Genomic DNA, 21,146 nt, shown 5'->3' with positions numbered 1-21,146 from the left:
CGCACGCTGTGAACTCGCTCGTCAGAGACTCGGCGCACGCAGTCCGCCGGTGAACCCGACGCGGTCGTACCGCACCAGCCCCTGCACCGAGTAGGGGTCTCGGGCGATGACGTCCTCGGCGTCGGGCGTGCTCATGTCCGCGGTGATCAGCACGCCTCCGGCGCCCGACTCCAAGCGCCCGGTGAGGATCAGACGACCGGCATCGACCTCGTCGGCAAGCCACGCGAGGTGGGCAGGTCGGGCGTGATCGATGACGTCGGCCGGTTGCAGATACGTGATCGTCAACACGTGGAACACGGCGCCAGGGTAGCGCGGGTCGGTGGTCCGTTTACCTGTCACACGACAGACACGCGCGAAGCGTGTTGTTAACCGAGCCTGCGCGATCGGTTACACGGGCGCAACCACCGGAGGGCCGCGGACGCGAAAACTGTCATCTGACAGATATCCGGCCGCCGCCATGGCGCCACGACCCCCTGGAGCATGCAGTGACGAGCGAACAGCGCGACTCGCACCGCGCCGACCCGGCGGGCACCGCCACTACCGCGGGGGCGAGGGCACACGCGCGGGCGCAGCACGGGCGGACCGCCGAAGCCATGCGTCACGTCCCGGCCTCGAGCAGTCCGACGGCTCCCGACGGGGTACCGCTCGACAGTCTAGTCTGGTCGGAACACGTTGCGGCAGGCGGATATACGACGGCTGTACTGGCGCGGGGGACACGGGTCCGGTTGACCGATCTCGACGGTGACGCGTGCGCACACGTTCTGCTGTACCGCGCCGACGGACCCCACGAACGCCTCAACGTCGCCGATACCGTGAAGGTGCCGTGGCAGGCCTATCTCGGTGTCGGACATCCGCTGCTCAGCGGGTTCGGACGCGTCCTGGCCACCGTGGTCGCCGACACCTCATCGGCCCACGATGCATTGACCGGCACCACGACCCGCGTCGGGAACGAGACCCGCTACGGCGCCGGCGCACCGGAGTCGGCGTCACCCGCCGGGCGCGAACTGTTGTTGCTCGCCGCGTTGAAGAACGGCCTCGGCCCGCGTGACCTGCCCCCGTCGCCGTCCTTCTTCAAGGCGGTTCGGGTGGCGGCCGACGGGACGCTCCAATGGCAGGGGTCGGCGGGTCCCGGCACGAGCGTCGACCTGCTGCTGCACGTCGACGCCATCGTCGCGGTGGCGAACACGGCCCATCCGCTCGACCCACGGCCCGAGTTCACGTGTTCACCGCTGCGGATCCACGCGTGGCCCGCGCCCGGTGAGCTCGACCTGCTGGTGGCCGGTGAGCTGGTGGGTCCCCTGCACCCCGAACACCGCCAAGCGGTCGCCAACACCGACGCCGATCTGATCGCCAGAGGAGTCTCGTGAGCACCCCGGTACGCCACGACGCCCTGGTGCCCGGTCGCGTCGTCCTCGATCAGACCGTGGCCGCGCGGGCCGCGTGGTCGGCGGTGGTGGCCGCCGGGGACGTGCTGACGATCGTGGACCTCGCGGGTAATCAGGCGGTCGACTGCCTGCTCTATGCGGCCGGCGACACCACCGTCCGCTATTCGGCGTCGGAAACCATTGCGCGCCAGGGCCGGATCGTGCTGACGACCGGATCCGTACTGCGGGCCGACACCGGAACCGCCCTGATGACGGTGGTCGGCGACGAGGTCGGCGTGCACGACACCCTCGGCGGTGCCTGCTCCAAGGAGTCCAACACCTTGCGCTACGGCCAGCACACGCGAGCTCAACACGGCTGCATGGAGAACTTCCTGCTCGAGGGCGCCCGCCACGGTCTGGGCGCCAGGGACCTGGCGAGCAACATCAACTGGTTCATGAACGTGCCGGTCGATCCCGACGGCGCACTCGGAATCGTCGACGGGCTGTCGGCGCCGGGCAAGCGGGTTGCCCTGCGTGCGGAGGTCGACACCCTCGTGCTGGTCTCCAACTGCCCGCAGATCAACAACCCGTGCAACGCCTTCGATCCGACACCGGTCCAGATGATCGTCACCCGCCCCAGTGAGATCGCGTGACGGACAGCGTCCTGGTCGCCAACCGTGGCGAGATCGCCGTTCGCCTGATTCGGTCCGCGCGGCAGCTCGGCCTGCGCACGGTCGCGGTGTTCTCCGACGCCGATCGAGGCGCACCCCACGTGCGCCTCGCCGACCAGGCCGTGCGACTGGGGCCCGCCGCGCCGAGCGAGAGCTACCTGCGGGGCGACGCGATCCTCGAGGCGGCTTCCGCGACTGACGCCGCCATGGTGCACCCGGGATACGGATTCCTCTCCGAGGACGCGGAATTCGCGTCCGCCGTGGAAGCGGCCGGCCTGGTGTTCGTGGGCCCGACACCGCATCAGCTGCGCGTGTTCGGCACCAAGCACACCGCACGCGCCGCGGCCAGGGCGGCCGGGGTGCCCGTCTTCCCCGGGTCCGACCTGCTCGACGACGCCGTGACGGCCGAGGCCGCGGCCGAGGAGATCGGCTACCCCGTGATGCTCAAGGCAACCGGTGGTGGTGGCGGCATCGGCATGCAGGTCTGCCGGGATGCCGACGACCTTCAGTCGGCCTTCGCCCGCGTCTCCCGGTTGGCCGAGCGGAGTTTCGGTTCCGCGGGCGTGTTCGTCGAACGCTTCGTCGACGAGGCGCGTCACGTCGAGGTGCAGATCTTCGGCGACGGCACCGGACGCGTGGTCTCGCTCGGTGACCGGGACTGCTCCCTGCAGCGCCGCAACCAGAAGGTGATCGAAGAGGCCCCGGCGCCGGCGCTACCGGAAGCCATTCGTGCGCACCTGCATTCGTCGTCACGGGCACTGGCCGCGTCGCTCGCCTACCGGTCTGCGGGGACGGTCGAGTTCGTCTACGACCCGCGGCGGGAGGAGGCCTCGTTCCTCGAAGTGAACGCGCGGCTACAGGTCGAGCATCCCGTCACCGAGGCGGTGACCGGAATCGATCTGGCGGCGTGGATGTTCCGGCTCGCCCGCGGCGACGGTGACGTGCTGGCAGACCATCTCGCGTCCGGCGCCGTGCCGGTCCGCGGCCACGCCGTCGAGGCGCGGATCTATGCCGAAGACCCCTCGCGCGAGTACCGTCCGAGCACCGGCACCTTGGTGGCAGTCGACTTCCCGGGTCGGGTCGCGGGCGATCCGGCGCCGCGCGTGGACACCTGGATCGAGGCGGGCACCGACGTGTCGGCCTCCTATGATCCGTTGCTGGCCAAGGTGATCACGTTCGCCGACGATCGCGACGAGGCGTTCGACCGCCTCGGGCGGGCGCTGGAGGCGACCGTGCTGCACGGCATCGAGGTCAACGTCGGGCTGCTGCGCGCCGCGTGTGCGCTCGACGACGTGCGCGCTGCCCGGCACAGCACCGCCACCCTCGCCGGCGTCGTCGACCCGCGACCGCGCATCACGGTCGACCGGCCCGGTCTGCAGACCACCGTGCAGGACCTGCCTGGACGGGTCGGGCTGTGGAACGTCGGCGTGCCGCCGAGCGGGCCGATGGACGACCTGTCGTTCCGGCTGGGCAATCGCTCGCTGGGCAACCCCGAGGGGGCGCCCGGACTGGAGTGCACCGCGTCGGGCCCGGCGCTGCGCGTCACGCACACGACGACGTTCTGCGTCACCGGCGCCGAATGCCTCGTCACGATCGACGATGCGCCCGTACCGATGTGGGAACCGGTCGTCGTCCCGGCCGGAGGCGTGCTGGCCGTCGGGCCCGCCGAGACCGCGGGCTTGCGTACCTACGTGCTGGTGGCCGGTGGCTTCGACGTGCCGACCTACCTCGGCAGTGCCTCGACGTTCACCCTCGGCCGGTTCGGCGGTCACGCGGGACGCCAACTCGTCGTCGGCGACGTCCTGCGCGCCGCGCCGTGGACCTCGGCGACGGCCGCCGGGGCGGTCCCGGCCGACCTCCGACCCGCGATGCCGTCGGCCTGGGAGCTCGCCGTCACCGAGGGACCGCACGGCGCCCCGGAGTTCTTCACCCGCGAGGACATGGACACGCTGTTCGACGCGTCCTACTCCGTGCACTTCAACTCGGCTCGTACGGGCGTGCGGCTCGAAGGTCCGCGGCCGACGTGGGCCCGGCCCGACGGCGGTGAGGCAGGTCTACACCCGTCCAACATTCACGACAACGCGTATTCCGTTGGCGCCCTTGATCTCACCGGTGACACCCCCATCCTGCTTGGTCCGGACGGGCCCAGCCTGGGTGGCTTCGTCTGCCCGGTCACCGTGGTGGCTGCCGACCGGTGGAAGCTCGGGCAGCTGCGGCCGGGTGACACCGTGCGGTTCGTGCCGATCCGCGCCGCCGACGCGCCGTCGCGGTCCGAGGTCGGTGCGGCCCGGTTGGCGTCCACCCCGACCGTCCGCCGCGGCACACGCGACGGTGACGACGGCGTGCTCGCCCGCCGCGACGGTGCCGGTGCCCCCGCCGTCACGTACCGTCGCAGTGGCGACGACAACGTGCTCGTCGAGTACGGCGAGATGGTGCTCGACCTCGCGCTGCGCGCCAGGGTGCACGCGCTCGAGGAACGGCTGCGCGAGGACGCCCGACCCGGAATCCTGGACCTCACCCCGGGTATCCGTTCACTGCAGGTGCACGTCGACCCGGACGTGCTGTCGATCGACCGCCTGCTGGGCATGCTGTCCGAGCTCGAGGACGATCTGCCCGCCACCTCCGAACTCGTCGTACCGAGCCGGTCGGTGCGGCTACCGCTCAGCTGGGACGATCCGGCGACCCGCGAAGCGATCGCCCGCTACACCTCGGGTGTCCGCGACGACGCCCCCTGGTGTCCGTCCAACATCGAATTCATTCGCAGGATCAACGGATTGGCCACCCAGGACGACGTCATGGCGACGGTCTTCGCGGCGGAGTACCTGACACTCGGGCTCGGGGACGTCTACCTCGGGGCGCCGGTGGCCACCCCGCTCGATCCGCGGCACCGCCTCGTCACCACGAAGTACAACCCGGCGCGGACGTGGACGGCCGAGAACTCGGTCGGCATCGGCGGTGCCTACCTCTGCATCTACGGCATGGAGGGGCCAGGCGGCTACCAGTTCGTCGGCAGGACCACGCAGGTGTGGAGCCGGTACCGACACGACGCGCCCTTCGAGCCGGGGACCCCATGGCTCTTGCGCTTCTTCGACCGCATCTCCTGGTATCCCGTCACGGCCGAGGAGCTACTGGATCTGCGGGCCGACATTGCCGCCGGGCGCGGATCGGTCGACATCACCCCGGGGACGTTCTCCCTGGCCGAGCACGAGCGCTTCCTGGTCGACAACGCCGACTCCATCGCCGCCTTCCGCGCCACCCAGGCCACGTCGTTCGGGGCCGAGCGCGCCGCGTGGACGGCGGCGGGCGAATTCGACCGGGCCGAACGGGCCGAGTCACGGGTGGTCATGACGAGCAGTGACGTGGTCCTCGACGACGACGAGCAACGGGTGGACGCACCGTTTTCGTCGAGCGTGTGGAAGGTCGACGTCACGGTGGGCGACCGCGTCGTCGTCGGTCAGCCGCTGCTCGCGCTCGAGGCGATGAAGATGGAGACCGTCGTGACCGCGCCCGCCGACGGTGTCATCACCCAGGTTCTCGTCGAGGCAGGCAACCAGGTCGACCCGGGCACCCCCCTCGTCGTCGTGGGGGCAGGCGATCGGCCGTCCCGGCAACCCGACGTGAGGGGAGTGCCGGCATGACCGTGCCGCGAGAAGCATTGCGCGTGTTGGCCGTCGAACGGGTGCGGGCAGCCTATGCCGCGATCGATGCGGTCGCGCGTCCGGAGATCTGGATCTTCCTGCGCGCCATGGCCGATGCGCTGGCCGACGCCGAGCTGGTCGATGCCGACACCGCGGCGGGAGTCGACCTGCCGCTGGCGGGCCTCGTGGCCGCGGTGAAGAACAACGTCGACGTGGCGGGTCTGCCGACCACCGCGGCGTGCCCCACCTACTCCACCACCCCGGCGGCCGACGACGCGGAGGTGGTAGCCCGGTTGCGTGCCGCCGGCGCGGTAGTGATCGGTGCGACCAACCTCGACCAGTTCGCCACCGGGCTGGTCGGCACTCGCAGTCCGTATGGTGCGGTTCGGGATTCGCGCCGACCAGAACACATCTCGGGTGGCTCGAGTGCGGGGTCGGCCGTCGCGGTCGCGCTGGGCCTGGTCGACATCGCCATCGGAACGGACACCGCGGGTTCGGGCCGGGTGCCCGCCGCGCTGCAGGGCATCGTGGGCATCAAGCCCACCTACGGCGTCGTGCCCACCGACGGCGTGATCCCGGCCTGCCGGTCCTACGACTGCGTGACGGTCTTCGCGCGTGACCTCGACACGGCCGATGCTGCGATGGGCGTGATGGGCGGGGGTGCCCGACCCTTCCGGCCCGACGCGCCGCTCTCTGCGCCAGAAATGCCCAAAGTGGCCATCCCACATGTGCTTCCGGCGCTCTCGCCGCGGTGGCAGGCGGCGTTTCGGTTGGCATGCGCCCGCCTCGAAGCCCATGGCGCGGTCCTGCAGGAGATCGACCTCTCCCCGTTCCTCGCCGCCGCGCGGCTCCTCTACGACGGAGCGCTGGTCGCCGAACGCTACGAGGCCGTTGGCGAATTCGTCGAGGCCCATCCCGATGAGGTGGATCCCATCGTCGGACGGATCATCTCAGCCGCAGGCGGGATACCGGCGGCGCGCCTGCTGGAGGATCGGCGCTGCCTCACCGAGCTCACGGCGACCGCCCTCGAGGCGCTCGGCGACTATGATGCCCTGTTGATTCCCACCACCACCGAGCACCCGACCCTCGTCGAGGTCGCCGCGGATCCGGTCGGCGTCAACTCCCGGCTGGGCACCTACACCAACTTCTGCAACCTGATGGATATGTGCGCGGTGGCCGTTCCCTCGGGCACCGCCGGTGAAGACCAGTTCGGGGTGTCGGTGGTCGCGCGATCGGGGGCCGACGCCGTGGCCATCGACGTCGCCCGGCTCGTGACGTCACCGCCGGAGTCCGTCGCGCTTGCCGGCGCCGCGTCGCTCACCGCGGGATCGATTCCAACCCCGTGGCCGATGCGCGCCGGTGCGAGCGCGACGCCGCTTCTGGTCGTCGGTGCTCATCTGCGGGGGCAGCCCTTGGCGTGGCAGCTCGAGGATCGTGGAGCCCGTTGGGCGGGAACGGCATTCACCGCTCCCGTGTACCAGCTCGCGCGACTCGACACCAACCCGCCAAAGCCGGGCCTGGTCCGGGTCGGGGCCGAGGACGGCGCCGTCATCGGTGGCGAGCTCTGGCTGGTGGGCACCGCGATGCTGGGGGACTTCCTGGCCATGTTGCCCGCGCCGATGTCACTGGGACGCGTCGTTCTGGCCGACGGTTCCGAGGTGGTCGGCTTCGGATGTGCGCTCGACGCGTGGCGGGCGGGGGAGGACATCACCCGGCACGGCGACTGGCCGACCTACCTGAGAAGCGTCTCGTCGGATGCGACACGGGTATAGCGGTCGATCCGGTGCCTGGTCCGCACGCGCAGGGCAGGGGTCTCGTGGTCGGGAATGCCGAGCACGCGCAAGCAGGCGTCGGCCACGTGGATCGGCAGTTCCACGCGTTCATCGCCCGGCGGTACCGACCACATGTTGACCAACGACTCGACCAGCCGGAACGGCAGATCCGCGGCAGCGGCGTGGACGCCGGTCTGATCGATGACCGCCTGGCTCAACGCAAGATAGTGCAGCCGGAGCCGTTCCCGGTCCGACCAGAACGGTTCGAGCCGGGCATCGCGGAGCTCGGGCAGCAGGTAGAGGGCGCCCAAGTTCCAGCGACCGGCGAGCAGCTGATCGCCATCGAAGGCGGCCAGGGCGTGCAGATGCTCGGCCGCGCTGAGGGCAGGATCGGCCCCGAGCAGCGTCGGAATGAACGCCAGCGTGGGGCTGACCGTCTGGCCGAGCAGCGTGCAGAGGATGTCGTCCTTGGTCTTGAAGTAGTGGTAGAGCGACGCCTGACGGATGCCGACCGATTCGGCGATGGACCGGGTGGAGGTGCTCGCATAACCGAGCGTGGTGAACAGTTCCCCTGCGGCGTCCAGGATCTCGTCGCGCGCCGTCACTCCAGGACGCCTCTGGTCGTGGTGGCGGGGCCGACCGGCCCGAGCGAGCGGCATGACCCCATCGTGGACCATGCGGGGTCGCAAATGGTCATCTCCGGTCGTATCTGTCACATGACAGAAACGCGCGACACCCATCGGTTACGTATGCCGTGAATTGGTTACGCCAGCGACACCCACCGGGCTGGGTTCGCCGCAAAACTGTCAAGTGACAGGCGGGTGGCTCACGGACGTGCCGCTCGCCTCGCCGACCCAGACACGTCGCAGGAGTGCATCCCCATGGGCATCGCCGTTTCCGAAGGAGCTGCCATCTCCCACGTCGACACCGCCTCCGGCGCGCCGACGATCGCCGACCCCGTCGGAGCGATCGACGACTTGTACGTGACGTTCCGCCGCAACGGCAACGACGTGCATGCGTTGCGCGGAGTATCGCTGCAGATCGCGCCGGGAGAGATTCTCGGCCTCGTCGGTGAATCCGGCTCGGGAAAGAGCGTCCTCGGGTTCAGCATGCTCGGCCTGCTGCCGGCCGCCGCCAAGATCGACGGCGCCGTCACGGTCGCCGGCTCCGACATGGTCGCCGGTGACGCCAAGGCGCTGCGGCGGGTGCGTCGGCTCGACCTTGGTGCCGTGTTCCAGGACCCCATGACCTCGCTGAACCCCACCATGAGGATCGGGAAGCAGGTCGCCGAGGCGGCGGGTGGCGACGAGGAGGCGTTGCGACTGCTCACCGCCGTCGGCATCCCCGAACCGAAGCGGCGGATGCGGGCGTTCCCCCACGAACTCTCGGGCGGCTTGCGACAGCGCGTCATGATCGCCATCGCCATTGCGGGCGATCCGGACCTGATCATCGCCGACGAACCCACGACGGCCCTCGACGTCACCGTGCAGGCGCAGGTGTTGCGGCTGCTCCGCAAGCTTCGCGACGAAATCGGTTGCAGCATCGTCTTCATCACCCACGACCTCGGGGTCGCCGCGCAGATCTCGGATCGCATCGCGGTGCTCTACGCCGGCCGGATCGCCGAAGTCGGCCCGACCGCCGCCGTCCTCGGTACCCCCGCGCACCCGTACACCCACGGGTTGCTGCGATCACGCCTCACGCTGAACACCGCGCGGGACCGCAAACTGGCCGCGCTCGCCGGCTCGGTGCCCAGCGCCGTGTCACCCCTCCCCGGCTGCGCGTTCGAGCCACGGTGCACGGTCTCCACCGAGCAGTGCACGATCTCACCTCCCGATCCCGTCGCCGTCGCAGCCGACCGCACCAGCGCGTGCATCCTGCCGATGGACGAGGTCGCCGCCGGCCTCGGCAGCAAGTCGACGAACACCGCCGAGCCCTTCCCGACCCCCGCCGACGGCCCGGAGCTGCCCGCGTCGGTCGTACTCCGGGACGTCACCAAGACCTTCAACGTGGCCAAACGATGGCTGGACCGCTCCGGCAACGGAGGCAAACTGCATGCGCTGCGCGGAGTCTCGCTGCGCGTCGCCCACGGCGAGTCGGTGGCGCTGGTGGGTGAGAGTGGCTCGGGCAAATCGACGCTGCTGCGGGCCATCGCCGGTCTGGAGAAGCCGACCTCCGGCGAGGTGGAGCTGATCGCGGGCCAGCGTCCGCAGATGGTGTTCCAGGATGCGGGCGCGTCACTGACGCCGTGGCTGTCGGTCGGCGAGCTGATCTCCGAGCGGCTGAGCGGCGCTGGCATGTCGCGGTCCCACCGTCGCGACGCGGTGGTTGAGGTGCTCGAACGTGTAGGCCTACCCGCGGAAGTCGCGAAGTCACGCGCCGGGCAGCTGTCCGGCGGTCAGCGCCAACGGGTCTCGCTCGCGCGCGCGACCGTGGTGCCCCCGTCGGTCCTGCTGTGCGACGAGCCGACCAGCGCGCTCGACGTCTCGCTGGCCGCCTCGGTGCTGAACCTGATCGGTGATCTGCGGCGCAGCCTGGACATGTCGGTGGTGTTCGTGACCCACGACCTGTCGGTGGCCCGCGTGGTGGCCGACCGGATCGCGGTGATGTATCTCGGTCGGATCGTCGAGATCGGCCCCGCGGAACAGGTCATCGCAAGCCCGGCGCACCCCTACACGCAGGCGTTGGTCGACTCGATTCCCGACCTGGGTCGCGAATCCGCCGTCTTACCAGGCGAACCCGCCAGCCCACTGTCACCGCCGACCGGATGCGCGTTCCACCCGCGGTGCTCGATCGCCGTCGACACCTGCAGCGCCACCGAACTCGACGTTCGGCTGGAGGGCTTCCCCGGCAACCCGCACCAGGTGGCGTGCATCGAGAGGAGGGCGGTCTGATGGCGATTGCCACGACGGAGGCACCTGCGGTGTCGCCGGTGCGCGGCCGCGAGCGTCGGGGGTGGTCGATGCAGTCGCGCTCGACCGTGCTCAACTGGGCCGGCTTCTCGTTGATCTTCGTGGTCACGCTGGTCGCGATCGCGGTACCGCTTCTGGCGCCACACGATCCTTTGACACCGGTCGGCATGCCCCTGCAGGCGCCCGGTAAGAACGGCTTCCTGCTCGGCAGTGACAGCATCGGCCGGGACATCTTGTCGCGTGTCCTCTACGGCGTGCGCTCGAGCTGGTTCGCGGCGCTGGTGGTGGTCGCCGTCGGGTTGCTGATCGGCGGGCTGGTCGGTTTGATCGCCGGCGCGACCGGGGGCTGGGTCGACTCGGTTCTGATGCGCATCACCGACGGGTTCCTGTCGTTGCCGGCGCCGGTGTTGGCGATCGCCGTCGTGGCCGCCCTGGGGCCGGGTTTTGTCCACACCCTGATCGCGGTATCCATCGTGTGGTGGCCGTTCTACGCACGACTGGTGCGCGGTGAGGTCGCCCGGTTGGCGGCTCGACCGCACGTCGAGGCGGCGAAACTGGCCGGGGTGAGCCGCTTTCGGCTGGCGGGACGGCACCTACTGCCCGGTGCGGTGCCGAACGCGCTGGTGGCCGCGAGCCTGGACATCGGCACGCTGATCCTCACCCTCGCGGCGCTGTCCTTCCTCGGTCTCGGCCAGTCGGCGCCCGCCGCGGAACTCGGCGCCGATTCCGCACGCAATCTCAGTTACTTCCTGCAGCAGTGGTGGATTCCGGTCATGCCCGGCCTGGGCGTACTGGTGCTGGCACTGATCGGAAACATCGCGGGTGACAGCCTGCGCAACCTGATGAAGACGAGCTAGGCAGACCATGAAGACATTCATCGCCACCCGAATCGGTGCCATGGCGGCGATCCTGATCGCCCTGACCGGCGTCATGTTCCTGCTGCAGCACATCTCGCCGATGGATCCGGTCAAGGCGCAGATGGGGGCGCAGGCCTCGGCCGAGGCGGTCGCCGCCCGTCGTGAGGCGCTGGGCCTGAACGAGCCTGTGCTGGTGCAGTTCTGGCACTACCTGACCGGTGCCGCCACCGGTGATCTCGGCACGTCCTACCGCACCCGGCACGGCGTCGCGTCGGATCTGTCGACGTTCTTCCCGGCCACGTTGGAACTGGCCCTGTACGGCCTCGCGTTCGCGTTGGTGCTGGCCGTGCTGCTGGCGTTCAGCACCACGCTGAAGTGGCGCGGTGCGGGGGCACTGCGGGCCATCCTCTTCACCGGGTCGTCGGCGCCCATGTTCCTGCTCGGCATCGTCGGGTTGATCGTGTTCTACAAGGAGTTGGGCTGGGTGCCCGCCAATGGCCGGATCGGCATCGCGAACCCGCCCACCGGGCCGACGGGGCTGCTCACGGTCGACGGACTCCTGCACGGCAGACCCGACGTGGCGAGTGACGCCTTCCACCACCTGGTGCTGCCCGCCCTCGTCATCGCGATCGGTCCCGCGGTCGCCATCGGACGGGTGTTGCGCAGCAGCCTGCTCGGCGACATCGACAGCGACTACGCCCGGACCGCACGGGCGAAGGGGCTGCCCGAAGGCCAGATCCTGGCCCGCCACGTGCTGCGCAACTCCGTCGGGTCCGCGCTCTCGATGACGGGACTGCAAGTGGGACTGATGTTCTCGGGTGTCCTGGTGGTCGAGCAGGTGTTCGGCTGGCCGGGTATCGGCCAGTACATCGCGCAGAGCATCCCCGTCGCCGACTTCCCGGCCATCGCGGGCGTCACGCTGATGCTCGGTGCGCTCTACGTCTTCATCAACACGGCCGTCGACCTCATGCAGGCCGCCGCCGATCCACGCATCGCAACAACAGGAGGTTAGGTTGCCGAAACAGCCACTCATCGTGGGCAATCCGGTGTTCGTCGTCGTCGACATGCAAGAAGGCGGTGGGATGTCGGCCGACGAGGCGGGCATTCCCGTGATGCCGGGCCACGCCGAACGCGTGGAGCGCGCCGAACGACTGCTCGCCGCTGCCCGCGCCGCAGGCGTACCGGTCGTGTTCTTCCAGGAGATGCACCGGCCCAGTGGCGTCGACTTCGGCCGCGAGCTCGACGGCACCGAGGGCGTGCACTGCGTCGAGGGCCAGCCGGGCACCGACCTCGAGCCGTCGCTACGGCCCGAACCCGGTGAATTTCACCTCGTCAAGCGGCGGTACTCCGGGTTCATCGGCACCGAGTTCGACATCGTGCTGCGGGGTTTGAAGGCCGACACGCTGATCCTCGTCGGTGGTCTGACCGATGTGTGCGTGCACTACACGTTCGCCGACGCCCATCAGCGGGACTACTACGTCAGGGTCGTCACCGACTGCGTCGGCGGCTCGTCGCAGTACCGGCACGACGCGGCCCTCGACGCCATGGAGTACCTGCAGACCGGTGCGCTGCGCACCACCGACGAGATCCTCGCCGCATTCGCCGAGATCGCCACCCCTACCCCCGTTCTCGAAGGAGCCGCATCATGATCACCAGACTCCGTTGTATGGCGGCCGTCGCTGCGGCTGCGGTCCTCGCGCTGAGTGGTTGCGGCGGTTCGGATTCGGGCACCAGCTCGCCGAACGCCGCACCGACCGACAAGGTGCTGCACCTGTCCTTCCTGCAGGACCCGGGCCAGCCGCCGGACCCCGACGTGTTCTACGCGGGGCAGGGTCTGCTGTTGACCACCAACACCTACGAGGGCCTGCTGCAGTACAAGGCGGGAACCGAGAAGGTCGAGCTGGAACCGCTGCTCGCCACCGAGTGGACCGCGTCACCGGACAACAAGGTGTTCACGTTCAAGCTCCGTGAGGGCGTGAAGTTCCACGACGGGACGCCGTTCACCTCGGCCGCCGTCAAGGCGTCGTTCGACCGCCGGCTCGCCGTCAACCAGGGACCCGCCTACATGGTGGCCGACGTCGATTCGGTGACCACCCAGGGTGACTACGGCGTCACGGTGACCCTGAAGGCACCGAACTCGGCGTTCCTGGACTACCTCGCCTGCCCGTACGGACCGCGGATGCTCAGTCCCGAGGGACTGGCCAAGAACGGGGGCACGGACAACGCGCAGGAATACCTGACCAACCACGACCTGGGTACCGGGCCGTTCACGCTGACGGCCGCCGAGGTCGGATCCCGTTACGCGCTCGAGGCATTCAAGGACTACTGGGGTCCCAAGCCGTACTTCGAGAAGGTGGAGATCCCGGTCGTCACCGACGTCTCGGCGCAACAGCTGCAGTTCAACAACGGCCAGATCGCCTCGATCCTGCACGACCTGCCGTCCTCTGCCGTGCAGTCGTACCTCGACGACAAGGCGTTCGCGAACTACTCACTGCCGACCATGATGTCGAACTACCTGTACGTCAATCCCCACAAGGGAATGATGACGGATGCGAAGAACCGGACGGCCGTGCTGCAGGCGATCAACGTCGACGAGTTGGTCAAGCAGACCTACTTCGGCCGTGGCGAGGTCGCGCCGCAGATCTACCCGCCCAACATGATGGCCGAGCAGTTCGCGAAACAGTCCGTGTCGCATGATCCCTCGGTTCTGACGACGCTCGCGGGCAGCCTGCCCGCCGACCAGAAGAACGTCACCATCGGATATGACTCGAGCAACCCCGACAACCAGTTGGTGAGCAACCTGATCCAGACCCAGCTCGCGGCGGCGGGCTTGACCGCCAAGGTGCAGGCGTATCCGACGTCGGAGATCTACGGCTGGATCGGCACCGACGGGCAGTCCGCGCCGGAGATCTTCACGGCTCTGGCGTGGCCGGACGCACCCTCGCCGTACACTTGGGGGCACATCTCGTGGGATGCCAGCGGCGGACTGAACTACCTGGGCTGCTCCGCGCCCCCGGTGACCGACGCGCTCGCCAAGGGCCTACCGGACGGTTCGCCGGACGCGTTCTCCCAAGCCGGCCTCGAAGCCGTCAATACCGGCTGCTGGCTGAACATCGCCGACGTCAACGACTTCATGGTCGCGCAGCCGTGGCTCAAGGGTGTCGAGCAGGCGCACGTCGTGACCAACCCGAACTCGCTTCGGCTGGCCGCACTGTCGGTGGGCTGATGACGGGACTGGCACGCAAGAGTGGCGTCCGCAGGATCGTCCTGTTCACCCTCGGTTGGGAGGATCTGCCCAAGTCGGTGTCGGTGTACGGTTCGCCGCCGGAGGAACGCTTCCGCTGCCCGGTGCCGGGTGTGCTGCTGCAGACCGACGGTGGCTGGGTTCTGATCGACACCGGGTTCAACACCGCGCTCATCCGCGACCCGGCGTTGCGGCGGCGGTACTTCCCCTCGATGGAGTATCAGCCGTTGCTGCCGGGCCCGGGTGAGCCCATCGAGGAGTCGCTGTTCGAGATCGGCATCGACATCGACGACATCCATCTGGTGGCGCTGTCGCATCTGCACGTGGACCATGCGGGCGGGTTGAAACTGTTCGCCGGCAAGGTGCCCGTCCACGCGCAGCGTCGGGAGCTGGAGTACGGGCTATCGAATCACCCAGTGCCCGAGGGGCATTCGATCTTCCGGGTGGACTTCGACGATCCCAACATCGACTGGCACCTCGCCGACGGAGAGGTCGAGATCGCGCCGGGGATCACGGCCGTCCCGACATACGGCCACACACCCGGGCATCAGAGCTTCGTCGTGGAACTCGACGAGGCCAGTGGCGGTGACGGATTCGTATTCGCGTTCGATGCGGCCGACCTCACCGAGAACATCGACGACGAACTGGCCATCGGTGGCTTCATCGACGTCGAACCCGAGGAGACCATCGAACCGATCCGACGGCTCAAGGAGCTTGCCGCGAAGAAGGGTTATCCGTTGATTCCCGGTCACGATCCCCACGTGTGGCCGGAGCTGACCACCCACTTCCACGAGCGCTTCGGTCCGGTCAGCAGCTAGATGGACGTGCTGATGGGAGAGTGCACCGGGCTGTGGCGACGCACCCTGCTGATCGATGCCGACGGAGCACGCCACGCCGAGCCGGGTGTGCTGTGGCTGCAGGGCCTTACCGCCTACGTCGACTCGCGCGGCTTCGCCGGACGACTTCACCAGAGCGGCAACGTCTTCGAGTGGCAGCGCGACGTCGACCTAGAACCCCCGGGCCCGTTTCCCGACGCCGGGTCGATGATGTGGGACGGTGACGTCCTCGTCGAGACGGGGGTACACGCCGAATACGCCGAGCACTGGGTCCGCGACGCGGGATCGCTGGGCCCGTGCAGTGCGGCCTTCCTGCGCGGACCCGATGGCGCCGACGGCTTGCTCCTGCGCGTCGGCGACCAGTTCGGCTGGGCGGGTGGAGGTGCCGTCGTGATCGGGCGGCTGGACGGCCACGAGTGGGAAGCGCTCGGGGTCACGATGTCGGACAACGAGATTCACGCGAACGGCGCACGCTGGGCGATCGAACGTAGCGAAGGAGACGTACAGACATGACCGGGACGACGTCATTCACCTCGGTGCCGATCGTCGACATCGGAGGACTGCGCTCACCCGACCCCGCCGAACGCGAGCGAGTGGCCGCCGAGATCGGCACCGCCGCCCGCGAAGTGGGTTTCCTCTACATCAGCGGGTCCGGGATCGACGAGTCGCGGTTCGACCTGATGCTGGCCGCCACGAAGGAGTTCTTCTCGCTGCCGGTCGAGGAGAAGATGAGAAGCTACATCGGCATGTCCCAATGTCACCGCGGGTACGTGCCGGTCGGTGAAGAGGGAGTGGAGAACGGCGTTCCAGATCTGAAGGAGGCGTTCGACACCGCGCTGGATCTTCCCGCCGACGATCCCGACTACGTCGCGGGCAACCCGATGCTCGGCCCCAACACCTGGCCGGACCTCCCCGGCTTCGCCGAGGCCGTCACGGCTTACTACGACGCGGTTCTCGAGGTCGGACAACTCCTGCTGCGGGCGTTCGCCGTCGCGCTCGGGGAGGATCCGGACGTCTTCAGCAGGCATGCCACCAAGACGCCCAGCCAGCTGCGGCTGGTCCACTACCCGTACAACCCCGACGCCCGTGACGGGCTGGGCATCGGAGCGCACACCGACTACGAGTGCTTCACGCTGCTGAAGCCGACCGCGCCGGGTCTCGAGGTGCTCAACGGCGCGGGGGAGTGGATCGACGTGCCACCCGTGCCGGGGACCTTCGTCGTCAACATCGGGGATCTCCTGGAGCTGTGGACCAACGGCGCGTTCGTCGCCACCAGCCACCGCGTCCGCAAGGTCGTCGAGGAGCGCTACTCATTTCCGCTGTTCTTCAACGTCGACTACGACACCGAGGTCAAGCCGCTGCCCCAGTTCAGCTCGCCCGACGGCCCCGACCGTTCCGCCCTGCGGGCCGGGGAGCACCTGTTCGCCCAGACCGCACAGAGTTTCGCGTACCTCCGCCGCCGCATCGACAGCGGAGAGTTGGTCCTGCCCGAGGGATCGTTGGGGCTCAACCAGTTCGGCCAGCAGGCGCTGCAGGGCGTCGAATAGCTCCGGCGTCAGTTGATGGGCGCGTTGACGAATCGAAGGTCGTCGAGGATGCCGCGCGCCGCCACGATGCCCTCGCCCGTCTGCCACACCTCGTCATTGACCACGAACACCCGGTTGTCCCGCACCGCGGACAGCTTCTTCCAGGCGTCGCTCTCCAAGACGTCGGCGGCGCGGTCCTTGGCGGCGGGTGAGGCGAACGACAAGTACACGATGTCACCGTCGGCCGCGGAGAAGTCCGTCGACTTCGACACCTCCGACGTGCTGACCTCGACGTAGGGCTTGTCCTTGAACCGTTGCGTGGCGGGGCGGTCCACGCCGACCGCGGCCAGCACGCTCGCGGGGAAGTCGTCCGTGCCGAAGATCTTCAGCGTGTCGTCCGTCACCTGCACCACCGACACCTGGTAGTGGGTGGCGTCGTTGTCGGCGCCGGTCTTGTCGGCGGCCTGCTCGAACCCGTCGATCAGCTGATTGGCGGCGTCGAACCGGCCTGTGGCCGCACCCACCGTCCGCAACGTGTCCTGCCAGGCCGGACCCGGGGGACCGGTGAACACGGTCGGGGCGATCGTCGACAGCTCGCCGTAGGCCTCGGGGGTCAGCGCCTCGGACCCGAGGATCAAATCGGGGTCGGCGGCCCTGATCGCGTCGATGTCGGGGGCACTGCGGCTACCCGCGGTCGGCGCGTCGTGCACGGTGGTCCCTAGGTACGACGGCTGATCGGAGGACCCGTCCGGCAGCGCGGCGGCCACGATGCGGGATTGCAGTCCGAGCGCGCACAGTGCGTCGAGCTGGTCACCCGAGAGCACGGCGAGGCGTTGCGGGTCCACGGCCACCGCGGTGGTGCCCGCGGCGTGGCGGACCTCCCGCGTCGGCGCGTCGTCCGGCGGACCGGGGTCGAGCGGTGCGGGATCGGGGGCGCAGGAGTCGTCGGGCCGCCGCTGATTGCCCAGCACCCCGGCACCGGCGATCTTCGTGGTGCTGGTGACCACCGATTGCGCCGGATCGCCGCTGCCGGTCGGCTCGGTGGACCCGCCGCACCCCGTGGCGAGGGTCGCCACCAACACGGCCGTCGCGGCCATCAGACCCCTCCGCGAGCTGTGATTCGGCACGTCGCAGAGGTTAGCAATCGCTGTCCGTGGCGTCGTCAGCCGTTACTTATTACCAAATACGACGGTTTGTAGGACCCATGGCACTTGACTGTCCGACACGGGATAAGATTCGAGACGAAACCGCGGGGTACTCCCGTCAACTTTTTGGAGGACCAGTTGGTAGCCGAAGCGCCCCCAATCGGAGAACTCGAGGCCCGCCGCCCATTTCCGGCACGGATGGGCCCGAAGGGCAACCTGATCTACAAGCTGGTGACCACCACCGATCACAAGTTGATCGGCATCATGTACTGCGTCGCCTGCTTCGTCTTCTTCTTCATCGGCGGCCTGATGGCGCTCTTCATGCGCGCCGAGCTTTCCCTTCCGGGTCTGCAGTTCCTGTCCAACGAGCAGTACAACCAGTTGTTCACCATGCACGGCACGGTGATGCTGCTGTTCTACGCGACGCCCATCGTGTTCGGCTTCGCGAACCTGGTGCTGCCACTGCAGATCGGCGCGCCCGACGTGGCGTTCCCGCGACTGAACGCGTTCTCGTTCTGGCTGTTCCTGTTCGGTGCGCTGATCGCGATCGGCGGTTTCATCACCCCCGGCGGTGCGGCCGACTTCGGCTGGACCGCGTACTCGCCGCTGACCGACGCGATCCACTCGCCCGGCGCAGGTGGTGACCTCTGGATCATGGGGCTGGCCGTCGGTGGTCTGGGCACCATCCTCGGTGGCGTCAACATGATCACCACGGTGGTCTGCATGCGCGCGCCCGGCATGACGATGTTCCGGATGCCGATCTTCACCTGGAACATCCTGGTGACCTCGATCTTGGTGCTGCTGGCGTTCCCGCTGCTGACCGCGGCGCTGTTCGGCCTTGCCGCCGACCGCCACCTCGGCGCTCACATCTACGATCCGGCGAACGGCGGTGTGTTGCTGTGGCAGCACCTGTTCTGGTTCTTCGGCCACCCCGAGGTGTACATCATCGCGCTGCCGTTCTTCGGCATCGTCTCGGAGATCTTCCCGGTGTTCAGCCGCAAGCCGATCTTCGGCTACACCACGCTGATCTACGCCACCATCTCGATCGCCGCGCTGTCGGTGGCGGTGTGGGCGCACCACATGTACGCCACGGGAGCCGTTCTGCTGCCGTTCTTCTCGTTCATGACGTTCCTGATCGCGGTGCCCACCGGGATCAAGTTCTTCAACTGGGTCGGCACCATGTGGAAGGGCCAGTTGACCTTCGAGACACCGATGCTGTTCTCGGTGGGCTTCCTGGTCACGTTCCTGCTCGGCGGCCTGTCGGGGGTGCTGTTGGCCAGCCCGCCGTTGGACTTCCACGTCACCGACTCCTACTTCGTGATCGCGCACTTCCACTACGTGCTGTTCGGCACGATCGTGTTCGCCACCTATGCGGGCATCTACTTCTGGTTCCCGAAGATGACCGGCCGGTTGCTGGACGAACGCCTGGGCAAGGTGCACTTCTGGCTGACGTTCATCGGGTTCCACACCACGTTCCTGGTGCAGCACTGGGTCGGCAACGAGGGCATGCCGCGTCGCTACGCGGACTACCTGCCGACCGACGGCTTCACCACGCTGAACGTCGTCTCGACGATCGGTGCGTTCATCTTGGGCATCTCGACGATCCCGTTCGTGTGGAACGTGTTCAAGAGCTGGCGCTACGGCGAGCCGGTGGTAGTGGACGATCCGTGGGGTTACGGCAACTCGCTGGAATGGGCCACTAGTTGCCCGCCGCCGCGGCACAACTTCACCGAGCTGCCCCGAATCCGTTCGGAACGGCCGGCTTTCGAGCTGCACTACCCGCACATGGTGGAACGCATGCGTGCCGAGGCGCACATCGGCGGCGGTCCGCACCCGTCCGGCGGCGACGTCACCGAGGCCGACGACGTCAAGGTCCGCAGCTGACGATCGGCGGCTCACGGGCGTGAATACGTCGCGGGTGTCGGTGCTCATCACCGTCACCGGAGTGGATCAACCGGGTGTGACGTCGGCCCTGTTCGAGGTCCTGGCCAAGCACGAGGTCGAGCTCCTCAACGTCGAACAGGTCGTCGTCCGCGGCCGCCTGACCCTCGCGGTCCTGGTGGCCGGTCCCGGTGACGTCGCGGGCTCCGGGCTTCGCGACGAGGTCACCGCCGCGATCCATGGCGTCGGGCTCGACGTCACGATCGAACGCAGTGACGACATGCCGGTGTTGCGCGAGCCGTCCACCCACACCATCGTCGTGCTCGGCCGTCCCATCACGGCCGAGGCGTTCGGGGTGGTGGCGCGGGAGGCGGCGACGCTGGGCGTCAACATCGACACCATTCGCGGCGTGTCCGACTACCCGGTGACGGGGCTCGAGATGAGGGTCTCGGTCCCGCCGGGTGGCGCCTACGGTCAGCTGCAGACGGCGATGGCGCGGGTCGCCGTCGCCGAGGGCGTCGACATCGCGCTCGAGGACTACAGCCTGTCGCGACGGGCCAAGCGGCTCATCGTGTTCGACGTCGACTCGACCCTGATTCAGGGTGAGGTCATCGAGATGCTGGCCGAGCGGGCCGGTGCGCTCGCCGCCGTCGCCGAGGTCACCGAAGCCGCCATGCGCGGTGAACTGGACTTCGCCGAGTCCCTGCACAAGCGGGTAGCCACGTTGGCCGGGTTGCCCGCGAGCGTCCTCGACGAGGTCGCCGACCAGATCGAGCTGACGCCGGGGGCGCGGACGACCATTCGGACGTTGCGCCGCCTCGGCTTTCACTGCGGGATCGTCTCCGGCGGCTTCCGGCAGGTGATCGAACCGCTCGCGCACGAGCTCATGATGGACTTCGTGGCCGCCAACGAGCTGGAGATCGCCGACGGGAAGCTGACCGGCCGCGTCATCGGCAACGTCGTCGACCGCCCGGGTAAGGCCAAGGCGCTCAGGGACTTCGCCCAGCAGGCCGGGGTGCCGATGGATCAGACCGTCGCCGTGGGTGACGGCGCCAACGACATCGACATGCTCGCCGCGGCGGGACTGGGCGTCGCGTTCAACGCCAAACCCGCGCTGCGCGAGGTCGCCGACGCCTCACTGAGCCATCCCTACCTGGACACTGTGCTGTTCATCCTCGGGGTGACGCGTGGCGAGATCGAGGCCGCCGACGCGGTCGACGGAATGCTGCGCCGGGTCGACATCCCCGACGGCTCGTAGCGCGAGCAGACGCAAATGGCCCTCGTTTGGACACTTTCAGGGCCG

General features: G+C 68.6%; 17 protein-coding genes. 14 read left to right on the top strand and 3 right to left on the bottom strand.

Annotated features, from left to right (window positions below; genetic code table 11):
• Positions 1-21: 21 nt before the first annotated feature.
• Positions 22-297, bottom strand: coding sequence for a YciI family protein (locus QUE68_RS19195; RefSeq protein ID WP_284227790.1), 276 nt, complete (start codon positions 295-297; stop codon positions 22-24).
• Between the two features lie 188 nt (positions 298-485).
• Between QUE68_RS19195 and QUE68_RS19190 the strand changes: the two genes are divergently transcribed.
• From QUE68_RS19190 to atzF, 4 genes are read left to right on the top strand one after another with little or no spacing between them, the layout of a single operon-like run.
• A complete protein-coding gene (locus tag QUE68_RS19190) occupies positions 486-1,367 on the top strand; it encodes an urea amidolyase associated protein UAAP1 (protein ID WP_284235637.1) in 882 nt (293 codons plus the stop codon).
• Positions 1,364-2,017, top strand: a complete 654-nt coding sequence (locus tag QUE68_RS19185) for an urea amidolyase associated protein UAAP2 (RefSeq protein WP_284235638.1) — start codon at positions 1,364-1,366, stop codon at positions 2,015-2,017. The genes QUE68_RS19190 and QUE68_RS19185 overlap by 4 nt, the downstream gene beginning before the upstream one ends.
• Positions 2,014-5,673, top strand: coding sequence for an urea carboxylase (gene uca / locus QUE68_RS19180; RefSeq protein ID WP_284235639.1), 3,660 nt, complete (start codon positions 2,014-2,016; stop codon positions 5,671-5,673). Before QUE68_RS19185 ends, uca begins: the two co-directional genes overlap by 4 nt.
• A complete protein-coding gene (gene atzF / locus QUE68_RS19175; RefSeq protein ID WP_284235640.1) occupies positions 5,670-7,445 on the top strand; it encodes an allophanate hydrolase in 1,776 nt (591 codons plus the stop codon). The genes uca and atzF overlap by 4 nt, the downstream gene beginning before the upstream one ends.
• Here atzF and QUE68_RS19170 read toward each other — a convergent pair.
• Positions 7,406-8,104 carry a TetR/AcrR family transcriptional regulator gene (locus tag QUE68_RS19170; RefSeq protein ID WP_284235641.1) on the bottom strand — a complete coding sequence of 233 codons (699 nt, stop codon included), beginning with the start codon at positions 8,102-8,104 and terminating at the stop codon, positions 7,406-7,408. The two genes, atzF and QUE68_RS19170, sit on opposite strands and share 40 nt — an antisense overlap.
• 222 nt (positions 8,105-8,326) lie before the next feature.
• On the opposite strand from QUE68_RS19170, the gene QUE68_RS19165 reads away from it, so the two are divergent.
• Genes QUE68_RS19165 through QUE68_RS19130 form a run of 8 tightly spaced genes read left to right on the top strand, consistent with a single transcriptional unit; the run spans position 8,327 to position 16,838 of the window.
• Positions 8,327-10,336 carry a dipeptide ABC transporter ATP-binding protein gene (locus tag QUE68_RS19165; protein WP_284235642.1) on the top strand — a complete coding sequence of 670 codons (2,010 nt, stop codon included), beginning with the start codon at positions 8,327-8,329 and terminating at the stop codon, positions 10,334-10,336.
• On the top strand, positions 10,336-11,211 hold the full coding sequence (locus QUE68_RS19160) for an ABC transporter permease (protein ID WP_286274260.1): 876 nt from the start codon (positions 10,336-10,338) through the stop codon (positions 11,209-11,211). The genes QUE68_RS19165 and QUE68_RS19160 overlap by 1 nt, the downstream gene beginning before the upstream one ends.
• A 7-nt stretch (positions 11,212-11,218) precedes the next feature.
• Positions 11,219-12,223, top strand: coding sequence for an ABC transporter permease (locus QUE68_RS19155; protein ID WP_284227781.1), 1,005 nt, complete (start codon positions 11,219-11,221; stop codon positions 12,221-12,223).
• A 1-nt stretch (position 12,224) separates the two neighbouring features.
• The gene (locus QUE68_RS19150) at positions 12,225-12,860 is read left to right on the top strand and encodes a cysteine hydrolase family protein (RefSeq protein ID WP_284235644.1); all 636 of its coding nucleotides are present in this window, start codon (positions 12,225-12,227) and stop codon (positions 12,858-12,860) included.
• Positions 12,857-14,437 carry an ABC transporter substrate-binding protein gene (locus tag QUE68_RS19145; protein ID WP_284235645.1) on the top strand — a complete coding sequence of 527 codons (1,581 nt, stop codon included), beginning with the start codon at positions 12,857-12,859 and terminating at the stop codon, positions 14,435-14,437. The genes QUE68_RS19150 and QUE68_RS19145 overlap by 4 nt, the downstream gene beginning before the upstream one ends.
• On the top strand, positions 14,437-15,273 hold the full coding sequence (locus QUE68_RS19140; protein WP_284235646.1) for an N-acyl homoserine lactonase family protein: 837 nt from the start codon (positions 14,437-14,439) through the stop codon (positions 15,271-15,273). Before QUE68_RS19145 ends, QUE68_RS19140 begins: the two co-directional genes overlap by 1 nt.
• Before the next feature lie 12 nt (positions 15,274-15,285).
• The gene (locus tag QUE68_RS19135) at positions 15,286-15,804 is read left to right on the top strand and encodes a hypothetical protein (RefSeq protein ID WP_284235647.1); all 519 of its coding nucleotides are present in this window, start codon (positions 15,286-15,288) and stop codon (positions 15,802-15,804) included.
• A complete protein-coding gene (locus QUE68_RS19130; protein ID WP_284235648.1) occupies positions 15,801-16,838 on the top strand; it encodes an isopenicillin N synthase family dioxygenase in 1,038 nt (345 codons plus the stop codon). Before QUE68_RS19135 ends, QUE68_RS19130 begins: the two co-directional genes overlap by 4 nt.
• Before the next feature lie 8 nt (positions 16,839-16,846).
• Here the strand turns inward: QUE68_RS19130 and QUE68_RS19125 are convergent, their stop codons facing one another.
• Positions 16,847-17,914, bottom strand: a complete 1,068-nt coding sequence (locus tag QUE68_RS19125; protein WP_284236196.1) for an iron-siderophore ABC transporter substrate-binding protein — start codon at positions 17,912-17,914, stop codon at positions 16,847-16,849.
• 186 nt (positions 17,915-18,100) lie between these two features.
• Here QUE68_RS19125 and ctaD point away from each other — a divergent pair, with 186 nt between their 5' ends.
• Positions 18,101-19,846, top strand: coding sequence for an aa3-type cytochrome oxidase subunit I (gene ctaD, locus QUE68_RS19120; protein ID WP_284227774.1), 1,746 nt, complete (start codon positions 18,101-18,103; stop codon positions 19,844-19,846).
• Between the two features lie 19 nt (positions 19,847-19,865).
• The gene (serB, locus tag QUE68_RS19115; protein WP_284227772.1) at positions 19,866-21,101 is read left to right on the top strand and encodes a phosphoserine phosphatase SerB; all 1,236 of its coding nucleotides are present in this window, start codon (positions 19,866-19,868) and stop codon (positions 21,099-21,101) included.
• Positions 21,102-21,146: the final 45 nt, after the last annotated feature.

The sequence above is a fragment of the Mycolicibacterium sp. TUM20985 genome (genome assembly GCF_030295745.1).
Lineage (GTDB): Bacteria > Actinomycetota > Actinomycetes > Mycobacteriales > Mycobacteriaceae > Mycobacterium.
The sequence above is the reverse complement of the archived record's forward strand: the minus strand, read 5'-3'. Positions and strand labels throughout refer to the sequence as shown.